This is a genomic window from Brevundimonas sp. (assembly GCF_965227765.1).
In the GTDB taxonomy this organism is placed as follows: Bacteria; Pseudomonadota; Alphaproteobacteria; order Caulobacterales; family Caulobacteraceae; genus Brevundimonas.
In genome coordinates this window covers 421365-443936 of sequence record NZ_OZ245778.1, presented here as the reverse complement: position 1 = coordinate 443936, position 22572 = coordinate 421365, and the positions used below count along the sequence as shown (strand labels likewise).

Sequence of the window (22572 nt, the reverse complement as noted above, 5' to 3'; positions counted from 1 at the left end):
CCTCTAGGCGCGACCGGCCTGGCCCGACAGCATGGCGCCGTCGATGCCCAAACCCTTCAGCGCCCGGCTCCATTTGGTCGCATGGTCGGCGTCGAAAATGACTTCCAGGTCTGCGTCGGCGACCAGCCAGACGTTCTCGCCCAGTTCGTCCTCCAACTGACCCTCGTCCCAGCCGGCATAACCCAGCAGCAGCCTGGACCGGCGCGGCCCCGCCGTTGGATCTGTCATGGCGGCCAGGGCCTCGCGCGTGGCCGTCATGGCCAGTCCATCGTGAAAGGACAGGCTGGCGTCCGGGGACATCCAATCGTCGGTGTGCAGTACAAAGCCGCGCTCCTTTTCCACCGGCCCGCCGATCAGGACGGGGGCGCCGATGGTGCTGTCGGGCGCGACCATATCCAGCTTCGACAGGACGGATTGCAGATCGATCATGGGCGCGGGCCGGTCGAGCCGCAGACCCATGGCGTGCCCCGGCTCGTGGACGCAGACCAGGATCACGGCCTGCTCGAAGCGCGGGTCGCCGATGCCCGGCATCGCCACCAGAAGTCGTCCCGTCAGGGATTCGAAGTCAGCCATGTTCTGATGATCGGCGCCCGACGATGATTGCGCAAGGCTTGGGCGCTTGGCGCGCGGCCATGACGCGCCTATCTGGACAGGCGGGGTCGATGATCGCCCCCTCGCATCACAATCAGAACAGCCACGGCGGAGACCCCCATGACCATCCAGATCGGCGACAAGATCCCCGCCGCCACCCTGACGACCCCGACCGGCGACGGCCCCAAGCCGATCACCACCGACGACATCTTCAAGGGCAAGACGGTCGCCATCTTCGCCGTGCCGGGCGCCTTTACTCCCACCTGCTCGGCCCGCCACCTGCCGGGCTTCATCGACAACGGCGCGGACTTCAAGGCCAAGGGCGTGGACACCATCGCCTGCATCTCGGTCAATGACGCCTTCGTCATGGGCGCCTGGGCCCAGGCCACCAGCGGCGCCGAGGACATCCTGTTCCTGGCCGACGGTTCGGGCGACTTCACGCGCGACCTGGGCCTGGTGCTGGACGCCCGCGGCTTTGGCATGGGCGAGCGCTCGCAGCGCTATTCCATGCTGGTCAAGGACGGCGTCGTCGCCGAGCTGAACATCGAAAGCGGCGGCGAGTTCAAGGTGTCCTCGGCTGAGCACCTGCTGGCGCAGCTCTGATCTAGGGCGCTATCGGTCGGCGCGCGGCGCCTGCCTGCTTGAGCGCGATCATTGCGCTCAAGCAGGGGCCGAATGCGCCAAGGCTAAGGCCCCGTGACAGACGTCTTCACCCCTGAGAAACGCAGCGCCGTGATGCGGCAGGTCAAGGGTCGCGACACGGCGCCCGAGCTGGCCGTGCGGCGCATCCTGCGTCAGGCGGGCATAGGCTATCGGTTGGGCGGTTGCGGCCTGGCCGGACGTCCCGACGTGGTGATGAAGGGGCGGCGTGTCGCCCTGTTCGTGCACGGCTGTTTCTGGCACGGCCACGACTGCGCCCGCGGCGCACGTCAGCCCAAGTCCAACGCCGACTACTGGATCGCCAAGATCGGCCGCAATCGGGCGCGCGACGCCCGAAACCTGGAAATCTTGAGCGCCCAGGGCTGGACCCCGGTCACGGTCTGGGAATGCGAGATGAAATCGCCGGGGTTCGCCAGCGATCTGGTCGCCCGCATCCGGGATCAGGCGGCGGCGATCTCGGCCGGTTCTCCGGTCGCCTCGCCCGCAAGCACCGCGTTCAGCGCCCCCAGGAGGGCGGCGGGCGTCAGGGGCTTGGAGACGAAATAGTTCATCCCGGCCGCATGACAGGCCGCGACATCGTCCGGTCCCGTATCGGCGGTGACGGCGATGACGGGCGCATCGGCGTTATAGCCGCCGCCCGCGCGCAGCCGACGGGTGGTCTCGCGGCCGTCCAGCTCGGGCATCCGCACATCCATGAAGATAACGTCGAAGGCCTTGAACTCGCACAGTCGCAGGGCCGCCAGTCCGTCGGCGGCCGTGGCGATCTCGCAGCCCAGGGGCGCCAGGATCAGTTCGATGGCGCGGCGATTGATCTCGTGGTCGTCGACGACGAGGACCCTCAGGGGCCGGGAATCCTCGTCCTGCGGCTCTTCGGCGGACACCTCGATCTGAGGCTCGGGATCGGGCTCGAGTTCATCCACCACCGGAGGCAGGACTGACGAAGCCACGGGTATGGCGATGTGAACGCCCGTCTGAACGCCCAGGGCGCGGACAATGTCGCCGCGACCCTCGCCGACGATGGGCTGAAGCGGCGCCTTGGCGTAGAGCGCCTCGGCCAGATCGAGGGAGACGGTGAAGATGGCGCCCTCGCCGGGCTGGCTGCGCGCCGTCAGCCGGCCGCCCATCAGTTCGACCAGGTCACGGCTGATCGCCAGGCCCAGTCCGGTGCCGCCATGACGGGCGCTGATGCCGTCCGCCGTCTGATCAAAGGGGGTGAACAGGCGCACGATCTGTTCGCGGCTCATGCCCGGCCCGGTGTCGGACACCTCGATCAGCAGGGCATGGCCCGCCGGTTCCTGCGGCCAGCTTTTGACGGTGATGGTGATGCCGCCGGCCTGAGTGAATTTCACAGCGTTGGAGATCAGGTTGTTCAGCACCTGGCGCAGCCGCATCGCGTCGCCGCGGACCATCGCCGGGGCCTGGTTCGCGCCCTGGAACCGCAGGGTCAGCCCCTTGGCCCGCACCGGGGCGCGCCACAGATAGACGGTCTGGGCCAGGAGGGCGCGCAGGTTCAGGTCGGTCTCGTCCACCGTCATCCGGCCGGCGCCGAGCTTGGTGTGATCCAGCAGGTCGTCGAGCATGGCCTTCATCATCAGACCGGCGTCGGTGATCAGGGTGGCATGGGCGCGCGACGGCGAGCGATCCGACAGACGCTCCAGCTCCGACGCGCCTGTCAGGATGGCGCTGATGGGCGTGCGCAGGTCGTGGGCGACCGCCGCCAGAAAGGCCGAGCGATCCGCCATCCCGCGTTCCGCGTCGATCCGGGCGTTTTCGGCCGTGATGCGAGCGGTGAACTCCGTCTGCGACACCTTGGCCATCCGCTGCCAGGCGACCAGCGTGTAGCCGCCGAAAATGACAAGGGCGGCGCCGACAGTGCTGGCATAGCCCGTCGGCGCGCCAGCCTGCACCATCATGGCCGGCGTCAGGCTGAGATAGAGGAAATGCGGCGCGATCGTCGCCCCCAGCACCCGCACCGATGAAGGGGCGTTGATCATGGAATAGAGGACCGCCGCCGACAGCATGATGACGGCGCACAACCCCCCCATCGCTCCGCCCTGCTGCCACAACCACACGCTGGGAAGGCCATAGATGAGGGTGTTCAAGGTCAGAGAGGCGCAGCCGGCGACGGTGCGGGCAAGCCCCATCCGTTCGGTTCGCCCGGTGTTGATGGGGCGGAAAGCCAGAAGTTCCAGCGCCTGAGCGAGGACATAGGCCGCCAGCCACGGCCCACACAGGCTCCAGCCGAGCACGGGGCTGAGGACCATGCCGGTGGCCAGGCCGACGCACAGACGCTGGGTGAACGCCGAACGCCGCTGGCGGATCGCCACGGCCCAACCGTTGATCTTGATGGCAGGCGCCTGAGCCATGCGTCTCCTGGACGGACCCGTGTCCGAGCCGGCACCCTAGGCCACGCGCCCCTAACGCTCCGTCAACGCAGAGTTCGCGACGCCTCGAAAACACTGGAAAACCCGTCGGCCTTCAACCGGTCGGCCAGATCGCGCTTGATCCGCCCGATCAGGCCCGGCCCCTCATAGATCAGGGCGGAATAGATCTGGATGGCGCAGGCCCCGGCCCGTATGCGCACATAGGCGTCCTCTCCCGAGGCGATGCCCCCCACGCCGATCAAGGGCAGACGGCCCTGAGACGCCGAAGCCGCATCCCGAAGCACCGCCAGCGCCCGCTCGCGCAAGGGCGCGCCCGACAGACCCCCGGCCTCGCCCGCATACTGGGATTTCAGCGACGCGGGACGGTCCAGGGTGGTGTTGGACACGATCAGGGCGTCGATGCGGTGGGCCAGGGCCGCCTCGACGATCATCTCGACCTCGGCCCCCGTCAGGTCGGGCGCGACCTTCAGGAAGACGGGAGCAGGCCCCGATCGCGCTTCGGCCACACGCCCCAGCAGGTCGTCCAGGGCGTCGCGGCCCTGCAAGGCGCGCAGGCCCGGCGTATTGGGCGAGGAGATATTGACGGTGAAATAGTCGGCCAGCCCGGCCAGCCGCCTCAGGCCGGTGACATAGTCGGCGGCGCGGTCCTCGGTGTCCTTGTTAGCCCCCAGGTTGGCGCCGATGGCCACCGACGACGGGCGCGTCTTCAGCCGGGCGGCGAAGGGCTCCAACCCCTCATTGTTGAACCCCATCCGGTTGATGATGGCCCGGTCCTCGGTCAGGCGGAACAGCCGGGGCTTGGGGTTGCCGGGCTGAGGACGTGGGGTGACGGAGCCGCATTCGACGAAGCCGAAGCCTAGCCGCGACAGGCCGGAAAGCGCCTCGCCATTCTTGTCCAGCCCGGCGGCCAGCCCCACGGGATTGCTCAGGGCCAGCGACCCGATCCGGGTCGCCAAAACAGGGTCGTCGCTGCCCGAAGACGGCAGGGGCGACCATTGCAGGGCGCGGATGGCCAGGCCGTGGGCGACCTCGGGGTCCAGGTTCCTGAGAATGGCGGCGCCGAGATCGGGAAAGGGCATGATCAGGCCTCGGAAGCGACTTTGGGAGCATCGAACGGTGCGGCCTGGATCACCGCACTGACGGGCAGGCCGGCATAGAGATGCGGAAACATCGCCCCGCCGCGCGAGGGCTCCCAGACCAGGTCCGCGCCGAGCCTGCCCAGATCGACGGTCAGCAGGACCAGGCCGGCGCGCCCGGCGTAGTGTTTCGTCGCCGTCTCGCTCAACTGGTCAGCGGTCGACATATGGATATAGCCGTCCGCCAGATCGACGGCGGATCCGGCATAGGCGCCGGCGGCCTGGGCCGCACCCCACTCGGTGGCGTCGATGATCTTGTAGGCGAAGGTCGGCGTGGTCATTCGTCCGCGCCGCCGCCAAAGGCCTTGGGCGTCAGGAAGCCGTCGTAGGCGCAGCGACCGGCGACATCGACTTCGAACACCGCGACCGCCGCCGTCGGGAAACCTCCCGCCATCCGATCGAGAATGCTGGGCGAGGCGGCGCTTTCGATCAGATACTCATGAGCCAGGATATGGACGCCCGGATTGTGGGCCAGAACCAGCAGGCAACCGGCCTCTTCCTCGGCCGCCTCGACGTGGCGGCGCAGGACGTCGGCGCTGGCGTTATAGAGCGCCGGCTCCATCCGCACCTCGGCGTCGCCCAGGCCTTCCTGAACCCATTCCCAGGTCTGGCTGGTACGCGCGGCGGTAGAAACCAGGGCGATGTCGGGCCGCAAACCCTTCTCCTTGAGGATACGGCCCATCAGGATGGCGTCCTCTCGCCCGCGCGGCGTCAGGGATCGGTCGCGGTCGCGGCCGGACGGAGCGGCGCGTTCGGCCTCGGCGTGTCGCATCAGGATAAGACGGTGCATAGGCTGGCCTTTAGGGCGCTTCGCCCGATCCATCCAGACCGGCCATGGGATTGCTGTCGACCAGAGGACCGCGATTTGCGGGTCTGGGCGCCAGTTCCGGGGCGGCGACACGGATGCGAGAGACCGCGCCGCCCGGCCGAACCCGGGCATAGGCCTGGCGCGACGCTTCCAGCAGGATGACGCCGGCCGCGCCTGGCAGCAGGGTCTTGCCGAACTGCTCGATCCCGTCGGCCATGCCCAGCAGGGGTTTCCACGGCGGGGTATAAAGGGTCTGGGACCGGGCGGTGGGCTCCAGCCCCGCCTCGCGGACCAGGCGTTCCAGTTGGCCTCGCGTGAACGGACGTCCGTGGCCAAAGGGGGTCGATTCCGCCTGGGCCCAGAGGCCGCCACGCGCCGCCGCCGCCAGGATGATCCGCCCGGCCGGAGCCATGGCCCGGACCGCCTCGGCCAACAGAGCGGCCGGATCGTCGGCCTCCTCCAGCGCATGGATCAGCAAGACCCGGTCAAACGATCCGGCGGCGAAAGGCAGGCTGCGGTCGTCCACCAGAAGCGTGCGGTTGCGCCCGACCTGCGGCCAGGCCTCGACACCCTGCCCCGAAGGCATGGCCGCGACAACGCGCCGCGCGCCGACGAAGGCGTCGAGCCAGGGCGTGGCATAGCCGATACCGAGCACATCGCAGTTCGCCGCCTCGCCCCAGGCGTCGTCCAGACGGCGCGCCACCAGACGGCGCACCAGGGCCCCGGTCGGCTCGCCATAGAAGGCGCGGAGATCGTCGATGCTGCGGCGCATGGGGATCACTATATGATCTTCGACAGCGCCCGTCGCTCGCGAACAGCCTTAATGCCGGAACCCGATCATGTCCCTGACCGTCCATCTGTTCGCCTGCCTCAGCGACAACTACGGATTTCTGGTCCGCGACGACGCGAGCGGGGCTGTGGCCTGTATCGACACGCCGGACGGGGACGCCATCTTGAAGGCTCTGGACGATCTGGGCTGGGGGCGGATCGACCTGATCCTGAACACCCACTGGCACCCGGATCACACCCAGGGCAACGCTGTGGTCCAGGCCGCGACCGGATGCGAGATCGTCGGCCCGGAAGAGGTCCGCCGCGCCGCGCCCCTGGACCGGGTCGTCGCGGGCGGAGACGTCGTCATGCTGGGCCAGACCCGGTTCGAGGTCACCGACACGCCAGGCCACACCCTGGGTCACGTCGTGTTCCGCGCCAGTGACGAGGCCATCGCCTTCGTCGGTGACACCCTGTTCCCCCTGGGCTGCGGACGGCTGTTCGAGGGCACGCCGGAACAGATGTGGGACAGTCTTCAAGCCATCGCCGCCTGGCCCGACGAGACGGTGCTTTACGGCGCCCACGAATATACGGCGGCCAACGCCCGGTTCGCCCTGACCTTGGATGACCGGCCCGAGATGGCCGAGCACGCCCGGTCCATCTTCGCCAAGCGCGAGCGGGATGAGCCGACCGAGCCCACGACACTGGCCATCGAAAAGACCTTCAATCCCTTCCTGCGCGCTGCGGACGCCGGCGAATTCGCCGCCCGGCGCGCCGCCAAGGACGGGTTCAAGGGCTAGGCGGCCGCTAGGGTCTGGCGATGGTGCGGATAATGCGCGCCGAGGACGGACGCCCTTCGGCTCCGTCTGCCGGGTTGGTCACCACGGTCAGGACGCCATTGGCGTAGGTCGCGCCTGGACGCGTGCCTTCGACCACATTGATGCGCCGGATCCCGGCGGCGTGGCTGCGGGTGGTGGACGACCGGGCCAGACGCAGCACGGCCTCGCAGATCACCGACACGGTTTCGGCGACCGCCGCCTCATGGCCCGGACGTTCCAGATCGAGGGTGACATAGACCAGATGGCCGACCGCCTCGCTCATCCGGTCGCTCTGCTGGATCGAGAAACGGAACAGCTGGGCCGGCGTGACAGCAGGCGGGGCGAGGCCAGGCGCAGGACCCGTCATCGAGGCCGGCGTGCCATTGGGCGCTCGCACCGTATAGAGGGTGACCCCCCCGTCCGGCGTGACCCGCAAAATCTGATCCCCTGCGTCGTTGCGATAGATGATGTCACCGCGCGGGGCAGGGCTGGCGCGCAGCACCCAGGTCTCGTTGCGGCTTTCGAACCGGAACAGCGGCCGGGCCCCGGAGCGATCGAACACGAACCGTTCGCCGTTCTCAGAGACATATCGCCCGGTGGACGGCAGGGTGCGACCGGGGCGCGGGGGCGGACGGGTGGCCCGTTCCTGCTGGGCCTGGGCGTTGGCCTGGACCTGAGCCGCAGATGCCGGCAGGGCGGCGAGGGTCAGGCTTGCAAAGGTGAGGGAGCCGACAACGAGTCGAACGACACTGGCGACCGCCATTGTCGCCAGGACAGGCTTCTGCGCCGTCGTGACCCGGTTGCTCCAACTCATGCCGTCAGACGTGCATCCCCACCCCGGCGGATTTTGGGCAGATCGGTGTTCAGCCGACGAGATACTGTCCGCCGTTCAGCGACAGGGTACATCCTGTGACATATCCAGCACGCTCGCCGCTCAGCCAGGACACCATGTCGGCGATCTCCTCGCCCTTGCCCAGACGGCCGACCGGGATCTGGGCGATGATGGAATCCAGCACCTTCTGATCCATGGCGCCGACCATTTCGGTGTCGATATAGCCGGGCGCGATACAGTTGACCGTCACGCCTTTGCGAGCGTTTTCAAGCGCCAGCGCCTTGGTGAAGCCGATCATCCCGGCCTTGGCGGCGGAATAGTTGGTCTGGCCGACCTGGCCCTTCTGGCCATTGATCGAGGAGATGTTGACGATGCGGCCGAAGTTGCGGTCTCGCATCCCGGTGATCACCTGCCGTGTCATGTTGAACACGGAGTCCATATTCACCCGGATGACGTCGGACCATTGTTCCGAGCTCATCTTGTGAAAGAAGCCGTCGCGGGTGATGCCGGCGTTGTTGACCAGAATGTCGATCGGACCCAGCTCGGCCTCCACGTCGGCGACGGCGCGGGCGCAGTCCTCGAACGAGCCGACATTGCCCTTCACCACCATGACGCCCAGCTCGCGCGCTGTGGCCTCGGCCGCCGCGTCATTGCCCGAATAGCCAGCGGCGACGGCGATGCCGTCCTCCTTCAGCCTCTGAACGATCGCCTTGCCGATGCCCCGGGTCCCGCCCGTGACCAAAGCCACTCTCGTCATGCTCGCATTCCTGGTCCGTTCGGCTGCGTCTGGTGCGCAGCCTTGTCAGGAAAAACCTTAGCGTGGCGCGCGTTAGGCGCAAGACGGCATTCACGCCGTCGAGGCGCTGTAGCTAGGCCGCCTGGTCCAGCTTCGAGATGTCGATGACGAACCGATAACGGACGTCGGATTTCTCGAGCCGCGCATAGGCTTCGTTGATCTGCGACGGGGCGATGACCTCGATGTCCGAGGCCAGACCATGCTCTGCACAGAAATCGAGCATCTCCTGGGTCTCGCGGATGCCGCCGATTAGCGAGCCGGCGACCGAACGACGGCGCCACAGAAGCGGCACGGCGAACACCGGCAGGGCTTCCGTCGTCAGGCCCAACATGACCATGGTCCCGTCGTGGGCCAGCAGCTGCAGGTGGCTGGCGATCTCGTGCGTCGCCGAGACCGTGTTGATGATCAGGTCGAACTTCTCGGCGGCGGCCTTCATCGCATCCTTGTCGGAGTTGATGAGGAAGTGCTTGGAGCACATCCGCTCGGCGTCGGCCTTCTTGCGGTCCGAGGTCGACAGGACGGTGACCTCCGCCCCCATGGCCACGGCCTGCTTGACGGCCATATGACCCAGGCCGCCCAGACCCACGACCGCCACCTTCGAGCCCGGCTTGATGTTCCAGTGCTTCAGCGGCGAATAGGTGGTGATCCCCGCGCAGAGCAGAGGCGCCGCAGCGTCCAGCGGAATGGAATCGGGGATGTTCAGGACATAGGCCTGGTCCACCACGATCACATCGGCATAGCCGCCCTGGGTGATGGCTTCGCCGGACTGGGCGCTGTGCTTGTCGGCATTGCCGTAGGTGCCGGTGAAACCGGGCACGCAGTACTGTTCCTCGCCGGCCTTGCAGGGCGCGCAGACCCGGCAGCTATCGACCATGCAACCCACGCCGACGCGGTCGCCGATCTTGAATTTCGTCACATCCGCGCCGACCGCGGTCACCAGACCTGCGATCTCGTGTCCCGGCACCAGCGGATAGCGTGCATTGCCCATGTCGTTGTTTACGGCGTGGAGATCTGAGTGACATATCCCGGCGAACTTGATGTCGATGACCACATCGTCGCGTCCCGGATCGCGCCGCGTAAAGCTGTAGGGCTCGAGCGGCGCTTTGGCGCTGGTCGCAGCGAAGGCGCGGGTGGCGATGGGCATGACGATGTCCTTGGAAGGGCGCGAAGCCTGGAAAGCGGCCAGGCCTGATTGTCTTTTAATAGAATGTGGTCTCGACCATCTGACCGCAAGGCGGCCACGCGCGTCATCGTGGCGGGCGGACCTACGATTTCAGCCGCGCGATCAACGCCTGCGCCGCCGCCGGGTTTCGGACCTTCGCCCCGGCGATGAAATAGGCGAAGACATCGCCGCGTTCGGCCCAGGCCCGTGTCTGATCCGCGATCCCGGCCAACTCATCGCCCGTCATGCCCGTGGGCTCGTCCTCGCGGCTCGACATCAGCCGCGCATAGGTAAAGTCCGCCGTCTGCTGGTCGATCCGGGGCCAGGTCGGAGATTCGTCGTCGACGGCATAGACGATGGCGGCCTCATACTTCCGGGCCAGATCATAGAATTGTTCGGTCTCGAAGGTCGGGCTGCGCACCTCCAAGGCGTGACGCAGGCGCACGCCGTCCTTTTCCTTGGGCAGCAGTTTCAGGAAGCCCTCGAAATCGACGGGATCGAACTTCTTGGTCGCCATGAACTGCCAGTTGATCGGCCCCAGCTTGTCGCCCAGCGCCGTCAGCCCCTGATCCAGGAAGCGACCAACGCTCTCGGCCGCGTCCGCCAGCACCTTGCGATTGGTGCAGAACCGGCTGGCCTTGACCGAAAAGACGAAGTCATCGGGCGTCTCGTTCAGCCACTTCATCCAGGTGTCGATCTTGAACCCGGAATAATAGGTGCCGTTGATCTCGATGCTGCTGAGTTTCGAGCTGGCGTACTCCAGCTCGCGCTTCTGGCTTAGCTTTTCAGGATAGAAGACGCCGCGCCAGGGTTCGAAGGTCCAGCCGCCGATGCCCACTCTGATAGTTCCGGTCATCGACCTTCTCCTGTCTTGTCTCGTCCGAACGCCGGGTCATCCGCGCCCGCGCATATTCGGGTAGCAGCTTATCGAAATGGCTTTTCCACTCACCAATCCCGTTCAAAGCCATCAAAGCGTCCTGATAGATCGACGGAGAGCTGCTGAACTGATTGTCGAGCAGGGCAATCTCGTCAGGTCGACTCGGTCCTATGACCTTGCCTTGAAAATCGGTGGTCTGAAGGACGCCCGCCACATTGACCCTGAAGTTGGGGAACGGAACATCCCGTGGTGGGCCGTTGTCGGTCCCAATGATCGTCCAGCGACCGTGGTAGATCAGTGAATCCATTGTCCATCCGACAAGGGCGATCTCATCGGAGTCTAAATCGGGAAGAGGAGGTCGTTTCTCGTGGAGGGTCTTGAGGATGACAACATAGGGAACGCCGCCGCCAACAATGATAATCCCGTAGCCCCGTCGGCCGTCTGGAACGGGCATTTCAAAAACGGCGCCTGCTTTAACGGCGATCCGCTTTCCTTTGAGCTTGGGGTCACGCGGTGTTTTCGGCTCCGAGCTACCCATAAGCGACGTCCGAGGTCGGCGATTGGGAAAGTGTAGGGCCGTATAGTAGAGTTTCGATCGAGGTCAGGGCCCGCGACGCATATTCCAGCTCGCGTTTCTGCGTCAGATCGGACGGATAGAAGACCCCGCGCCAAGGCTCGTAGGTCCAGCCGCCGATGCCTGTGTAGATTCTTCCTGTCATGAGTGGTCCTCTGCCGCGCTCCGGTTGTCCAGGTCGCCCTGCCAATCGTCGTGCCCGTGGCGCACGCGCACAATGACTATCCCGTTCGGCTCCTCATCATAAAGGATGACGTGACTGCCGTATGCAAATACGCGGATCGGCGGATGAAACTCCATCCTCAGCCGAACCCGTTGCGGATGCTCGGCCAAGCCTTGAAACGTGGCTTCAAGGCCATCCTGATAGCGATCCGCCTGGCTTTTTCCGAACCGATCATGACCTCGGATATAGGCGGCGATCAGGTCCTCATCCGCCTCATTGGTCGTGCGAAAGCGGCTCAAGCCGCGGCTTCGCGCGATGCGATACGCGCCAGGGCCTCGTCCCGGATGTCGGCCATGCTGCGGGTGCTGATCCCCGACGCCCGCCCCTCATCAATCAGCCTCTGCATACTGGCGATCTTGTCCGCCTTCATCTGCTCGCGGCGGATCAGATCGCGGACATAGTCGCTGGAGTTCGAGTAACGGCCATCCGCCGTCTGAGCCTCGACCCAGGCCTTCATCTGATCGGGCAGAGAGATGTTCATCGTCGCCATGGGGACAGGGTCCGCCCGATGGCAATCTTTGTCAAATTGAGCGTTCAGGCCGACCGCTGCTTGATCGGCGCGGCGCCGTCGGACAGGCTTTCGTTCAGATAGACCTCGGTCTCCTGGGCCGGCAGGGCGGGCGCATAGCCGAAACCCTGGCCATAGTGGCACTGGGCGTCGAGCAGCAGCTTGGCCAGAGTGGCGTTCTCGACCCCCTCGGCGACGACTTCGAGGGACAGGTCGCGACCCAGGTTGACGACCGATTTGACGATCTTGGCCGAGCCCTCGTCCGTATCCATGGTCAGCACGAAATAACGGTCGATCTTCAGCGTATCGAACGGCAGGCGCGCCAGATAGGACAGGGACGAGAAGCCGGTGCCGAAGTCGTCCAGCGCCAGCGAGGCGCCGACATCCTTGAGCCGTTGCAGGATCACCGCGGCCTTGGCCGTGTCGCGCATGATGTCGCCCTCGGTCACCTCCAGCTTCAGGGCGCCCTTGGGCAGGCCCGTCTCCTTGATGATGCGCTCGACGTCCTCGACCAGGTTGGCGCGCTCGATCTCGCCGACCGACAGATTGACGCTGCAGAACAGCTTGCCGGCGCGGGGGTGGCGTCGCAGCCAGTCGGCCAGTTGCCGCGCCGACTGGGTCATCATCATCAGGCCCAGGTCGTTCATCAGGCCCATCTCGTCCGTCAGGCCCAGGAATTCGTCGGGCGGCACCAGACCGCGCTTGGGGTGACGCCAGCGGGCCAGGGCCTCGAACCCGGCGACGGCGCCGGTGTTGAGGTTGACGATGGGCTGATAGAAGGGCTCGATCTCGCCGCGCACGAAGGCGTTCCTGAGGTCGGCCTCCAGCGCCAGGCGGCTGAGGCTGTCGCTCTCCAGCGATCGGCCATAGGCGGCGGCGCCTGAGCGACCGGCGCCCTTGGCCTGACCCACGGCCAGTTCGACCCGGCGCAGCAGTTCGGCGGCGTCCGGCGCATCGGGTCCGCCCTCGCAGGTGACCGAACCGATCGAGACGGTGGGATAGATGTCGAATCCCGCGACCCGCAGCGGCTGCTCCATGGCCTCGCGCACCCGCTCCGCGATGTTCGAGCCGGTGCGGGAAGCCAGGATGGCGAACTCGTCTTCGCCGATCCGGGCCGGGGACGCGTCGGCCGAGAAGGCGGCGGCCAGGCGCGAGCCCAGCGACGACAGCACCAGATCCGTGCGCTCGTGGCCCAACGCCTCGTTCAGGCGGCGCAGGCGGTCGACGTCGGCGACGACCAGATCGTATTCGCCCGGCCGGGTCAGGGTGTCGGCGGCGCGCGACAGGAAGGCCCGGCGGTCCAGCAGGCCCGTCAGAGCATCCTTGCCCGCCCCGGCGAACTTTGTTTCCAGCGCCACCACGCCCGCCGCGCGCAGGCCGTCCTCCAGCCAGACCCCGCGCCACAGGCAGGTCTCGGAGCCGCGCATTCGCAGGCGCACGGCGATCTCGGAACCCTCCTCGCGCGGCTTCAGCAGGCTTTCGGCCAGGGAGCGATCCTGCGGCAGGGCCACGGCGATGAAGGCGGCGCCGGTGCAATCGGGCGCCAGCGGACCCAGACCCAGGGGGCGGGTAGCGCCGGTAAAGCGAATCTGATCCTCGGCAGGCGTCCATATCCACAGCGCCGTGTCGGCCGCGGCCAGGGCCTCGATCGCCGTCGTCGCGTCCCACGCCAGGGATCTGGATCGCGTCGTGGTCACGGGGAGGACAGTACCCTTCTACGGCTTGCCAGTCTCGACGTCCGCAGGGTTGCGAACCTCGCCTGCCAGGAGGCCGAACAGCAGATGATCTGCCCATACGCCGTTAATTTTAAGATAAGCCCGAGCCTCGCCTTCCAGCCGGAAGCCGGTTTTTTCCAGAACCCGACGCGAGCCGTGGTTGGTCGGCAGGCAGGACGCCTCAAGCCGATGCAGTTTGACCTTGTGAAAGGCGTGATTGGCCATGGCCGTCACGGCCGCCGTCCCGTGGCCTTCTCCGGCATAGGGCTGGCCGATCCAGTAGCCCAGGGTCCCCGTCTCGGCGACGCCACGGCGGATGTTGGACAGGGTGATGGCGCCCATCAGGGTCCGGCCGCTCTGGTCGAAGATGAAGAAGGGCCAGGCGTTGCCCAGGTCCATTTCACGCGCATAGACAGACAGGCGTCGGCGATATGCGGCCCGGCTCAGGTCGTCTTCCGGCCAGGCCGGCTCCCACGGCTGAAGATAGTCCCGCGACGCCTCGCGCAGATCGGCCCAGTCGGCATAGTCGGATGCGCGCGGCGGCCTGAGGCGCACGCCGCGACCCTCGACCGTCAACCCGGTCGCATCCGCCATCCAGTCGAGAAGGGCCATGGCTGGGAAGTCTAGCGCGCTGAACGGGCCGTTGGCGAGATCGGAAATCAGACCTCAAGTCCTGACCGATCTAGGCATACAGCCGGGCTGTGAAGGCCGCCCCGGCCCCGTGGGCCGCCCTGGGCCCCAGAACCGCCGTCGCCGCCAGGCCGGGCGCCAGGACGCGCTGGCCCACGGCGCGCAGGTCTTCGGCGGTGACCGCTTCCAGCCGGGCCACGCTGACATCGGACGCCACGGGAGCGCCGTGGATCAGGGTCTGGGCGGCGTTGCGGCCCGCACGGCTGGCGGGGCTTTCGTCCGACATCCAGACGCTGCCCCTCAGCACCGCCTTCGCGCGCGACAGCTCGGCCGGCGTGGGGCCATCCTGGGCCAGGGCGCGAATCTCGGCGGCGCAGACCTGAGCCAGTTCCACCGCCCGGTCGGCTGCCGCCCCAGCGTAGACGCCCAGAAAGCCCGTATCCTCATAGGCTTCGTCGTAGGAATCGATGGCATAGGCCAGGCCGCGCTGCTCGCGCGCGCTCTGGAACAGGCGCGAGGCCATCCCGCCGCCCAGTATCTCGGAGAACAGCCGCATGGCCGGAGCCATGGGGTCCGTGGCGCTGAGCGAGGGCAGCTGAAACACGACATTGGCCTGTTCGATCTTGCGCGACAGGGTGGCGGCGCCGCCCACGAACCGGGCCTGTTGCGGCGCCTCGACCGGCTGGGCCTTCGCCTGGCCGAACCAGCGCTGGGCCAGGGCCAGCAGTTCGGCCTCGTTCACGGCGCCCGAAACCGAGACCACCATCCGGTCGGGGGAATAGAGTCTGGCGCGCCAGTCCGAAATGGTCTCGCGCGTGACCGGCTTGAGGCTGTCGATCGATCCCAGGATAGGCCGGCCCATCGACTGTCCGGCGAAGGCGCGGGTCTGGGCCATCTCGAAGACATGGTCGTCAGGCGTGTCGAAGGCCTCTGCGATCTCCTGGCCGACGACGTCCTTCTCGCGCTCGATCTCTGCGGGGTCGAGCGTGGGGCGGAACACCAGATCCGAGACCACCTGCATGGCGAGTGGAAGAGAACCGTCCAGGGCCCGGACCTCGAAACTGGTGCGCTCATAGCCCGTGGCGGCGTTGATGGACCCGCCTTCGGCCTCGATCCGCTCGACGATGTCGCGTGCGCCCATGTCACCCGCGCCCTTGAACACCAGATGCTCAAGCAAATGCGACCAGCCGGACTGGGCCTCGCTTTCCCAACGCGCGCCGCCGCGAACGGCCACGGTCAGGGCCAGGGTGCGCAGGCCGGGCATGGGGTCGCAGACGACGCGGACTCCGTTGGACAGGGTGTGCAGAGTGGTCAGGATGGATCTTTCGAAGACATTTGGTCTTTCGCGGTCATCTGGCGCCGCGCCAGGGCCAGGTAGAAGCCGACCAGGGCGATGGCCAGCCCGAACCAGGTCAGGGCATAGCCGAAATGGTTGTTGGCGAAGGCTGCGGGCGGCGCCGAAGCAGTCAGGGCGCCGAACTCAGGGTTGGTCGAGGCCAGGGCGAACAGGGTGAACTCCGACACCCGCTCGGCGCCCAGGGCGCGGCCGATGGCGACGCTGTCGCGGGCGTAGAAACGATTGGCGCTGGCCGCCGGGGTCATGCCGCCCCCGGCCTTGGGCGTGCGCCTCAGTTCGACCAGCAGCGACAGCGGCAAGGTCGAGGCGGCCGTGCGAGGTCGCGCAGACACCGTGTCGGCGACGAAGCCCCTGTCGATCAGGAAGGGGGTGTCCACGCCAGGCGCGCGACACAGGGAGATCAGGCGCGAGCCGGCCTGGCCGTCATGGATAGACTGCAACTCCACGAAGGCCGCCGTGGGCAGACCAGGACAGACGATCAACGCCTTGCGGAACTCCGGATCTGTCTCGGCCAGCACCGACTGGATAGGCGCAGGCGGCGCCGTCGCGGCCAGCTCAGCCTGGTCGATCAGGCCTTCCTTCCAGTGCATCCTCTGCACCTGCCAGACGCCCAGACCGATCAGGAAGGCCAGGGCCGGGACCGTGAACAAGGTCAGCAGCCAAGGAAAGCGTTTCATCGGGAGCCCTCGACCGAACGGTACTGAAGCGCCGTCATCAGCCCCTTACCCGGCCGCATCAAGCCCAGCGACAGGCCGAGCACCAGCGGCAGGGTGACCACCAGCAGAAGCCAGATCGGGGGACGATAGGCGATGTAGACATAGAGGGCGCTGAACACGACGATGCCGCCGGCGATCTGCATGATGAAGGTGGCCGGGCCGTCGCCGGTCTCGATCCGGCCCAGGTCATAGCCACAGACCTGGCAGGTCGGGCATACCTTGAGGAAGCCGCTGAACAGCCGGCCCTGACCGCAATGGGGACAGCGGCCCATAAGGCCAGCCCTGACCGGATGGATCCGAACGGCGCTCGCCCCCTCCCCCTTCAAAGCAGAAGAGGCCCGGGAGGAAACCTCCCGGGCCGTTTCAGACGTATTCGAAGGTTGGTCTTGGTCCAATGGCCTCAGCCGAAGGCCACATAGACGAAGGCGAACAGGAACAGCCAGACCACGTCGACGAAGTGCCAGTACCAGGCAGCGGCCTCGAAGCCGAAATGCTGCTTGGGCGTGAAGGCGCCGTTCAGCAGGCGGATCAGGCAGACGGCGAGGAAGATGGTGCCGATCAGGACGTGGAAGCCGTGGAAACCCGTGGCCATGAAGAAGATCGACCCATAGAGGCCCGAGTTCACCGCTTCCTCGCTGAAGAAGAGGTTCTCGTGCAGGATCTCGAAATATTCGTAGGCCTGGATGGCGGTGAAGAAGATGCCCAGGGCGATGGTGATGAACAGGGCGATCTTGGCGCCCTTGCGATCGCCGACCTGCAGCGCGTGGTGCGCCCAGGTGACGGTGCAGCCGGACAGCAGCAGGGTCACGGTGTTCAGCAGCGGCAGGTGCCAGGCGCTCAGCACCTCGACGCCCTTGGGCGGCCAGGTCGACCAGGCCTTGGCGGTATCGGCCCAGGTGGCGACTTCAGGGATATGGGCGCGGGCCTCGTTGAAGATGGCCATCTCGAAGAACATCCAGAAGAAGGCCGCGAAGAACATGATCTCGGATGCAATGAACAGCACCATGCCGTAACGCAGGCCGATGGCCACGACCGGGGTGTGGTCGCCGGCGTTGGCCTCCTTGACCACATCGGCCCACCACAGACCCATGCCCAGCAGGGTGCCGGTCAGGCCCGTGAAGAAGAGCCAGTGGGTGCCTTCCGGCAGGCCGAAGACGCCCTTCATCCACGCCACGGCGCCCACCATCATGACCACGCAGGTCGCCGAGCAGAACAGCGGCCAGGGGCTGGGGTCTACCAGGTGATAATCGTGTTGCGGAGCAGCGTGGTGGTCGGCCATCGGGGTCGGTCTCTGTGCGGCGTCGAGAAGTCGGTGTTGGCTATAGCGTCGGCTAGGTCGCTGCGCCAGAGGCCGAAGCGGCGTCTTTCGCGGGATAGAAGGTGTAGCTGAGCGTGATTTCGGTCGCGCCCTTGGCTTCCCGGTCGGTGGCAAGCTCCGGAGCGACGAAATACTGGACCGGGAACTTCATGGTCTCGCCGGCCGGGATGGTCTGTTCGTCGAAGCAGAAGCACTGCAGCTTCTGGAAATACGGCCCTGTATATTCCGGCACCACATTGTACGAGGCCACGGCCTTGAGCGGCTTGTCCGAGGTGTTGGTGACGTCGAAATAGGCGATGCCGGTCTCGCCGATCCGGACCCGCTGGGTCGTCTGCTCGGCGCGGAAAGTCAAAGGCAGGTCGCGGACATTGGTGTCGAAGCGGATGGTCACCATCCGGTCCAGCACCTGGTCGGCCGAAGGGGCGACCTCGGCCTTGCGGACCGTGCCGTCGAAACCCGTGACCTGACAGAACATCCGATACAGAGGCACGGCGGCGAAGGCGGCGCCCGTCATGGCCATGACGCCCAGGGCGCAGATCAGGGCGATCAGGTTGGAGCGGCTCATGGCGCGACCTCCAGAGCCGGGGCCTGGGTCGGCGCCGGTGCGGGAACCTGGGGGGCCACGGCGACAATGGCGGCATTAGCCTCGCGCGCGGCCTTCTGGTTCTGCATCATCCGCAGGAACGTCGTGGTGAACAGCAGGACCATAAAGGCCACCAGGCCCAGGGCGATCCACAGGTTGCGCCGCTTGCGCGTCGCCAGCTCGGTAGGGGTCAGGCGGTGGAAATCAGGTGTCTGGGTCATGAGGGTCAGAAACTCGCGGTGATCGGAGCCACGCCCGACAGGGTCTCGACCAGGAGGGCCGAGAACAGGGCCATCAGATAAAGGATCGAGAACATGAACAGGTTGCGGGCCGGTTTGGCCTGCGCCTTCACGTCATACAATGCGGCCTCTCGCCCCACGGTGTCCTTGTCGCTCTCGTCGCCGGCGCGCGAGCGCCACAGACGGAAGGCCAGGCCCAGGAAGCCCAGACCGCCCACGCCCGCGACCGCCAGATAGATCCAGCCCGCCATGCCGATCAGGGCCGGGGCGACGGCCACGGGCACGAAGATCAGGGAATAGATCAGGATCTGCAGCCGGGTGGATTTCGCGCCTCGGGCCACGGGCATCATCGGGATGCCCGCCTTGGCGTAGTCGCCGGCCGAATACAGGGCCAAGGCCCAGGAGTGGGGCGGGGTCCACAGGAAGATGATGAGAAACAGCACCCAGGCCTGCCAGGGCGCAGAGCCGGTCGCCGCCGCCCAGCCGATCACGGGCGGCAGGGCGCCCGCCGCCCCGCCGATGACGATATTCTGTGGCGTCCGGCGCTTCAGCATCAGGGTGTAGAAGCCGGCGTAATAGACAATGGTCAGGGCCAGCAGACCGGCCGCGAACCAGCTCGTGTTCATGCCCAGCAGCATCACCGAGAACAGCGACAGCACGATGCCGAAGGCCATGGCGTCGTTCTTCTTGACCCGGCCGGCGGCGACGGGGCGCCCGCGGGTGCGCCGCATCAGGGCGTCGGTCTCGCCCTCCAGCGCCATGTTCAGCGCGCCCGCAGCGCCAGCGCCGACGGCGATGCACAGGATGGCGATGGCGGCGACGAAGGGATTGATCGATCCCGGCGCCACGACCAGGCCGGTCGCGCCGGTGAACACCACAAGCGACATGACGCGCGGCTTCAGCAGCTGGAAATAGTCTTCCGGCTGGGCGGTGGTCAGGAGGGTGTCGGCAGTGGTCTTTGTCATCTCGATTTCGGACGAGCCGTTAGCACATTGCACCGGGCTCAAGTAGCGGGCGACCGCGTCGCAAGCGGTAGCGCGGGAGATTGCCTCAAGTCGCGGGCGACCGCGCCGGAAGCGTTAACCCCAAAGACCAGAGGCCGCCCCTTCGATGTCGAAAGAGCGGCCCCCGTTTGGTGTCGTTAGTCGGACTAGTGTTCGTCGCCCTTGACCACCGGCAGCTCGTTGAACTGGTGGTGCGGCGGCGGCGAGGACAGGGTCCACTCCAGGGTCGTGGCGCCTTCGCCCCACGGGTTGGCTTCACCCGGGCGACGACGGATGGCCGCCTCGATCAGCATGATGAGGAAGACCAGGACGCCGATGATGGTGATCACATAGCCGATCGACGAGACGTGGTTCCAGAAGGTGAAGGCGTCCGGATAGTCGATGTAGCGACGCGGCATGCCCTGCAGACCCAGGAAGTGCTGCGGGAAGAAGATGATGTTCACGCCGATGAACATGATCCAGAAGTGCGCCGCACCCAGGAACTCGTTGTACTTCACGCCGAACATCTTCTCGAACCAGTAGTAGAAGCCGGCGAAGATCGCGAACACGGCGCCCAGCGACAGGACGTAGTGGAAGTGGGCCACGACGTAATAGGTGTCGTGCAGGCTGTAATCGATGCCCGCGTTGGACAGGACCACGCCGGTCACGCCGCCGACCGTGAACAGGAAGATGAAGCCGATGGCCCAGAGCATGGGCGTCTTGAAGGTGATCGAACCGCCCCACATGGTGGCGATCCAGCTGAAGATCTTCACCCCCGTCGGCACCGCGATGATCATGGTCGCGGCGATGAAGTAGGCGCGCAGGTTCACGCTCATGCCGACCGTGTACATGTGGTGCGCCCACACGATGAAGCCGACGAAGCCGATCGCGACCATGGCGTAGGCCATCGCCAGGTAACCGAAGATGGGCTTGCGCGAGAAGGTCGAGACGATGTGCGAGATGATGCCGAAGCCTGGCAGGATCAGGATGTAGACCTCGGGGTGACCGAAGAACCAGAACAGGTGCTGGAACATGACGGGATCGCCGCCGCCGGCCGGGTCGAAGAAGGAGGTGCCGAAGTTGCGGTCGGCCAGCAGCATGGTGATGGCGCCGGCCAGGACGGGCAGGCTCAGCAGCAGCAGGAAGGCGGTGATCAGAACCGACCAGGCGAACAGCGGCATGCGGTGCAGGGTCATGCCCGGCGCGCGCATGTTGAAGATAGTGGTGATGAAGTTGACCGCGCCCAGGATCGAGGAGGCGCCGGCGATGTGCAGCGAGAAGATCGCCAGGTCCATGGCCGGTCCCGTGTGGCCCTTGGTCGAGAGCGGCGGATAGATGGTCCAGCCGCCGCCGAAGCCTTTGCCCGGTCCGCCGTCGACGAACAGCGACATGATCAGCAGCACCCAGGCCGCGACCAGCAGCCAGAACGACACGTTGTTCATGCGCGGGAAGGCCATGTCGGGCGCGCCGATCATGATGGGCACGAACCAGTTGCCGAAGCCGCCGATCATGGCCGGCATGACCATGAAGAAGATCATGACCAGGGCGTGACCCGTGACGACCACGTTATAGCCGTGCTTGGACTGCTCAACGAGGCCGAGCAGATAGACGCCCGAACCTTCCTTGAAGATCTGGATGCCCGGCTCGGCCAGTTCCCAGCGGATCAGGCCGGACATGGCGCCGCCAACGATGCCCGCCATGATGGCGAACAGCAGGTACAGGGTGCCGATGTCCTTGTGATTGGTGGACAGGAACCAGCGGGTGAAGAAACCCGGCTTGTGGTCATGATCCGCGTGAGCGGCGTGATCTGCGGTGATGTCGGTGGCCATGTCTGAGCGCGCTCTTCGTAGCTTTACTGTGCTGCCGGGGCGGCGGCGGGAGCCGTCGTCGGCGCAGATGTCGGGGTCGTCGCCGTCTGGGCGGTCGGGATGGCGCCGGGCGCAGCGGCTGCAGCGGCGTCAACGGCCGTCGCGGCGCCGTCGGTTCCGGCTGCGACCTGGGCCGCCGTTCCACCCGGAGCCTGTTCAGGCGACTTCGGCGTCATGGTCCCGCCCTTGGAGGCGACCCAGGTTGCGAACTGGGCCTCGGTCACGACGTGGATCTCGATGGGCATGAAGGCGTGGTCGACGCCGCACAGCTCGGAGCACTGGCCGTAGAAGACGCCCGTGCGGTCGGCGCGGAACCAGGTCTCGTTGACCCGGCCGGGGACGGCGTCGGTCTTCAGACCAAAGGCCGGCAGGGCGAAGGCGTGGATGACGTCGGAGGCGGTGACCAGAACGCGGACGGTCTTGCCGACCGGCACGACGATCGGCTCGTCGGCGGCCAGGCGATACGGCACGTTACGGGCCTTGGCCTCGTCCTCGGGCAGCATGTTGGAGATGTATTCGCTGATACCCTGGTCCGGGTATTCGTAGCCCCAGTTCCACTGGTTGCCCGTGGCCTTAACCGTCAGGTCCGGCGTCGGCATGTCGTGATAAGCGAACAGCAGGCGGAACGAGAACAGCGAGATGCCGACCAGGATCAGCACCGGCATCACGGTCCAGATCACCTCGATCAGGGTGTTGTGGCTCCAGCGGGCCGGCGTCGGGTTGGACTTCTTGTTGTAGCGGATGACGATCCAGCCCAGCAGGCCGAGCACCAGAAGGCTGATGCCGATGCACATGGGCAGCAGGATCACGTTGTGGAACCAGATCGCCTCGTACTTGAGCGGCGATGCTGCGGGCTGCAGATCGATGCCGCCCGGAGTCGGCTGGCCCATCAGGTCCTGAGCCCAGGACGGAGTCGCGGCGAACACGCCCAGCGACACAGCGAGAACGGACGAGGCGGCTGCGCCTCTGGCGGTCCTCAGGGCATTGGAGCCCAGTTCCATGCGGAAAATCCTCTTAAACCCATCT

27 protein-coding genes and 1 pseudogene are annotated in these 22572 nt (G+C 66.4%); 3 read left to right on the top strand and 25 right to left on the bottom strand.

What is annotated here, in order from left to right:
• Nucleotides 1–3 precede the first annotated feature (3 nt).
• Complete coding sequence (locus ACO05L_RS02160) at nucleotides 4–573, bottom strand: YqgE/AlgH family protein (protein ID WP_421730541.1); 570 nt, start codon at nucleotides 571–573, stop codon at nucleotides 4–6.
• Between the two features lie 138 nt (nucleotides 574–711).
• Here ACO05L_RS02160 and ACO05L_RS02155 point away from each other — a divergent pair, with 138 nt between their 5' ends.
• Both ACO05L_RS02155 and ACO05L_RS02150 read left to right on the top strand, forming a co-directional pair.
• Nucleotides 712–1194, top strand: a complete 483-nt coding sequence (locus ACO05L_RS02155; protein WP_421730540.1) for a peroxiredoxin — start codon at nucleotides 712–714, stop codon at nucleotides 1192–1194.
• 93 nt (nucleotides 1195–1287) lie between these two features.
• The gene (locus tag ACO05L_RS02150) at nucleotides 1288–1797 is read left to right on the top strand and encodes a very short patch repair endonuclease (protein ID WP_421730539.1); all 510 of its coding nucleotides are present in this window, start codon (nucleotides 1288–1290) and stop codon (nucleotides 1795–1797) included.
• Here the strand turns inward: ACO05L_RS02150 and ACO05L_RS02145 are convergent.
• The 5 genes from ACO05L_RS02145 to ACO05L_RS02125 all read right to left on the bottom strand — a co-directional run bounded on the left by ACO05L_RS02145 (nucleotide 1692) and on the right by ACO05L_RS02125 (nucleotide 6351).
• A complete protein-coding gene (locus ACO05L_RS02145) occupies nucleotides 1692–3617 on the bottom strand; it encodes an ATP-binding protein (protein ID WP_421730538.1) in 1926 nt (641 codons plus the stop codon). The two genes, ACO05L_RS02150 and ACO05L_RS02145, sit on opposite strands and share 106 nt — an antisense overlap.
• 62 nt (nucleotides 3618–3679) lie before the next feature.
• The gene (locus tag ACO05L_RS02140; protein ID WP_421730537.1) at nucleotides 3680–4714 is read right to left on the bottom strand and encodes a quinone-dependent dihydroorotate dehydrogenase; all 1035 of its coding nucleotides are present in this window, start codon (nucleotides 4712–4714) and stop codon (nucleotides 3680–3682) included.
• 2 nt (nucleotides 4715–4716) lie between these two features.
• Nucleotides 4717–5052, bottom strand: a complete 336-nt coding sequence (locus ACO05L_RS02135; RefSeq protein ID WP_421730536.1) for a DUF952 domain-containing protein — start codon at nucleotides 5050–5052, stop codon at nucleotides 4717–4719.
• The gene (locus tag ACO05L_RS02130) at nucleotides 5049–5561 is read right to left on the bottom strand and encodes a SixA phosphatase family protein (protein ID WP_421730535.1); all 513 of its coding nucleotides are present in this window, start codon (nucleotides 5559–5561) and stop codon (nucleotides 5049–5051) included. Before ACO05L_RS02130 ends, ACO05L_RS02135 begins: the two co-directional genes overlap by 4 nt.
• 10 nt (nucleotides 5562–5571) lie before the next feature.
• On the bottom strand, nucleotides 5572–6351 hold the full coding sequence (locus tag ACO05L_RS02125; protein WP_421730534.1) for a methyltransferase domain-containing protein: 780 nt from the start codon (nucleotides 6349–6351) through the stop codon (nucleotides 5572–5574).
• A gap of 67 nt (nucleotides 6352–6418) precedes the next feature.
• Here ACO05L_RS02125 and gloB point away from each other — a divergent pair, with 67 nt between their 5' ends.
• Nucleotides 6419–7147 carry a hydroxyacylglutathione hydrolase gene (gloB, locus tag ACO05L_RS02120; RefSeq protein ID WP_421730533.1) on the top strand — a complete coding sequence of 243 codons (729 nt, stop codon included), beginning with the start codon at nucleotides 6419–6421 and terminating at the stop codon, nucleotides 7145–7147.
• A 7-nt stretch (nucleotides 7148–7154) separates the two neighbouring features.
• Here the strand turns inward: gloB and ACO05L_RS02115 are convergent, their stop codons facing one another.
• The 19 genes and pseudogenes from ACO05L_RS02115 to coxB form a co-directional block, all read right to left on the bottom strand.
• On the bottom strand, nucleotides 7155–7979 hold the full coding sequence (locus ACO05L_RS02115) for a DUF4908 domain-containing protein (protein WP_421730532.1): 825 nt from the start codon (nucleotides 7977–7979) through the stop codon (nucleotides 7155–7157).
• 49 nt (nucleotides 7980–8028) lie between these two features.
• Nucleotides 8029–8754 (bottom strand): acetoacetyl-CoA reductase, encoded by a 726-nt coding sequence (gene phbB, locus ACO05L_RS02110; RefSeq protein WP_421730531.1) that lies wholly within the window; start codon nucleotides 8752–8754, stop codon nucleotides 8029–8031.
• A gap of 112 nt (nucleotides 8755–8866) precedes the next feature.
• Nucleotides 8867–9937: an NAD(P)-dependent alcohol dehydrogenase gene (locus ACO05L_RS02105; protein ID WP_421730530.1), complete on the bottom strand. Its 1071-nt coding sequence runs from the start codon at nucleotides 9935–9937 to the stop codon at nucleotides 8867–8869.
• A gap of 121 nt (nucleotides 9938–10058) precedes the next feature.
• The gene (locus ACO05L_RS02100) at nucleotides 10059–10811 is read right to left on the bottom strand and encodes a DUF72 domain-containing protein (RefSeq protein ID WP_421730529.1); all 753 of its coding nucleotides are present in this window, start codon (nucleotides 10809–10811) and stop codon (nucleotides 10059–10061) included.
• Nucleotides 10741–11370: an Imm26 family immunity protein gene (locus tag ACO05L_RS02095; RefSeq protein ID WP_421730528.1), complete on the bottom strand. Its 630-nt coding sequence runs from the start codon at nucleotides 11368–11370 to the stop codon at nucleotides 10741–10743. The genes ACO05L_RS02100 and ACO05L_RS02095 overlap by 71 nt, the downstream gene beginning before the upstream one ends.
• Before the next feature lie 52 nt (nucleotides 11371–11422).
• Nucleotides 11423–11551: pseudogene (locus ACO05L_RS02090) on the bottom strand (DUF72 domain-containing protein); the annotation flags it as partial.
• Nucleotides 11548–11868: a type II toxin-antitoxin system RelE/ParE family toxin gene (locus ACO05L_RS02085; protein ID WP_421730527.1), complete on the bottom strand. Its 321-nt coding sequence runs from the start codon at nucleotides 11866–11868 to the stop codon at nucleotides 11548–11550. The pseudogene ACO05L_RS02090 and the gene ACO05L_RS02085, both read right to left, overlap by 4 nt.
• Complete coding sequence (locus ACO05L_RS02080) at nucleotides 11865–12119, bottom strand: type II toxin-antitoxin system ParD family antitoxin (protein ID WP_421730526.1); 255 nt, start codon at nucleotides 12117–12119, stop codon at nucleotides 11865–11867. Before ACO05L_RS02080 ends, ACO05L_RS02085 begins: the two co-directional genes overlap by 4 nt.
• 44 nt (nucleotides 12120–12163) lie before the next feature.
• Nucleotides 12164–13834, bottom strand: a complete 1671-nt coding sequence (locus ACO05L_RS02075) for a putative bifunctional diguanylate cyclase/phosphodiesterase (protein WP_421730525.1) — start codon at nucleotides 13832–13834, stop codon at nucleotides 12164–12166.
• An 18-nt stretch (nucleotides 13835–13852) separates the two neighbouring features.
• The gene (locus ACO05L_RS02070; protein ID WP_421730524.1) at nucleotides 13853–14464 is read right to left on the bottom strand and encodes a GNAT family N-acetyltransferase; all 612 of its coding nucleotides are present in this window, start codon (nucleotides 14462–14464) and stop codon (nucleotides 13853–13855) included.
• 70 nt (nucleotides 14465–14534) lie between these two features.
• Nucleotides 14535–15746 (bottom strand): M16 family metallopeptidase, encoded by a 1212-nt coding sequence (locus ACO05L_RS02065; protein ID WP_421730523.1) that lies wholly within the window; start codon nucleotides 15744–15746, stop codon nucleotides 14535–14537.
• A 47-nt stretch (nucleotides 15747–15793) separates the two neighbouring features.
• Nucleotides 15794–16516: an SURF1 family protein gene (locus tag ACO05L_RS02060; protein WP_421730522.1), complete on the bottom strand. Its 723-nt coding sequence runs from the start codon at nucleotides 16514–16516 to the stop codon at nucleotides 15794–15796.
• Nucleotides 16513–16827, bottom strand: coding sequence for a DUF983 domain-containing protein (locus tag ACO05L_RS02055; protein ID WP_421730521.1), 315 nt, complete (start codon nucleotides 16825–16827; stop codon nucleotides 16513–16515). The genes ACO05L_RS02060 and ACO05L_RS02055 overlap by 4 nt, the downstream gene beginning before the upstream one ends.
• Nucleotides 16828–16955: 128 nt before the next feature.
• Nucleotides 16956–17834 (bottom strand): cytochrome c oxidase subunit 3, encoded by an 879-nt coding sequence (locus ACO05L_RS02050; RefSeq protein ID WP_421730520.1) that lies wholly within the window; start codon nucleotides 17832–17834, stop codon nucleotides 16956–16958.
• 52 nt (nucleotides 17835–17886) lie between these two features.
• Complete coding sequence (locus ACO05L_RS02045; protein WP_421730519.1) at nucleotides 17887–18438, bottom strand: cytochrome c oxidase assembly protein; 552 nt, start codon at nucleotides 18436–18438, stop codon at nucleotides 17887–17889.
• Complete coding sequence (locus ACO05L_RS02040; protein WP_421730518.1) at nucleotides 18435–18677, bottom strand: hypothetical protein; 243 nt, start codon at nucleotides 18675–18677, stop codon at nucleotides 18435–18437. The genes ACO05L_RS02045 and ACO05L_RS02040 overlap by 4 nt, the downstream gene beginning before the upstream one ends.
• 5 nt (nucleotides 18678–18682) lie before the next feature.
• Nucleotides 18683–19660: a heme o synthase gene (gene cyoE / locus ACO05L_RS02035; protein WP_421730517.1), complete on the bottom strand. Its 978-nt coding sequence runs from the start codon at nucleotides 19658–19660 to the stop codon at nucleotides 18683–18685.
• 185 nt (nucleotides 19661–19845) lie between these two features.
• Complete coding sequence (ctaD, locus tag ACO05L_RS02030) at nucleotides 19846–21507, bottom strand: cytochrome c oxidase subunit I (protein WP_421730516.1); 1662 nt, start codon at nucleotides 21505–21507, stop codon at nucleotides 19846–19848.
• Nucleotides 21508–21530: 23 nt separating this feature from the next.
• The gene (coxB, locus tag ACO05L_RS02025; protein ID WP_421730515.1) at nucleotides 21531–22547 is read right to left on the bottom strand and encodes a cytochrome c oxidase subunit II; all 1017 of its coding nucleotides are present in this window, start codon (nucleotides 22545–22547) and stop codon (nucleotides 21531–21533) included.
• Between the last annotated feature and the right edge of the window lie 25 nt (nucleotides 22548–22572).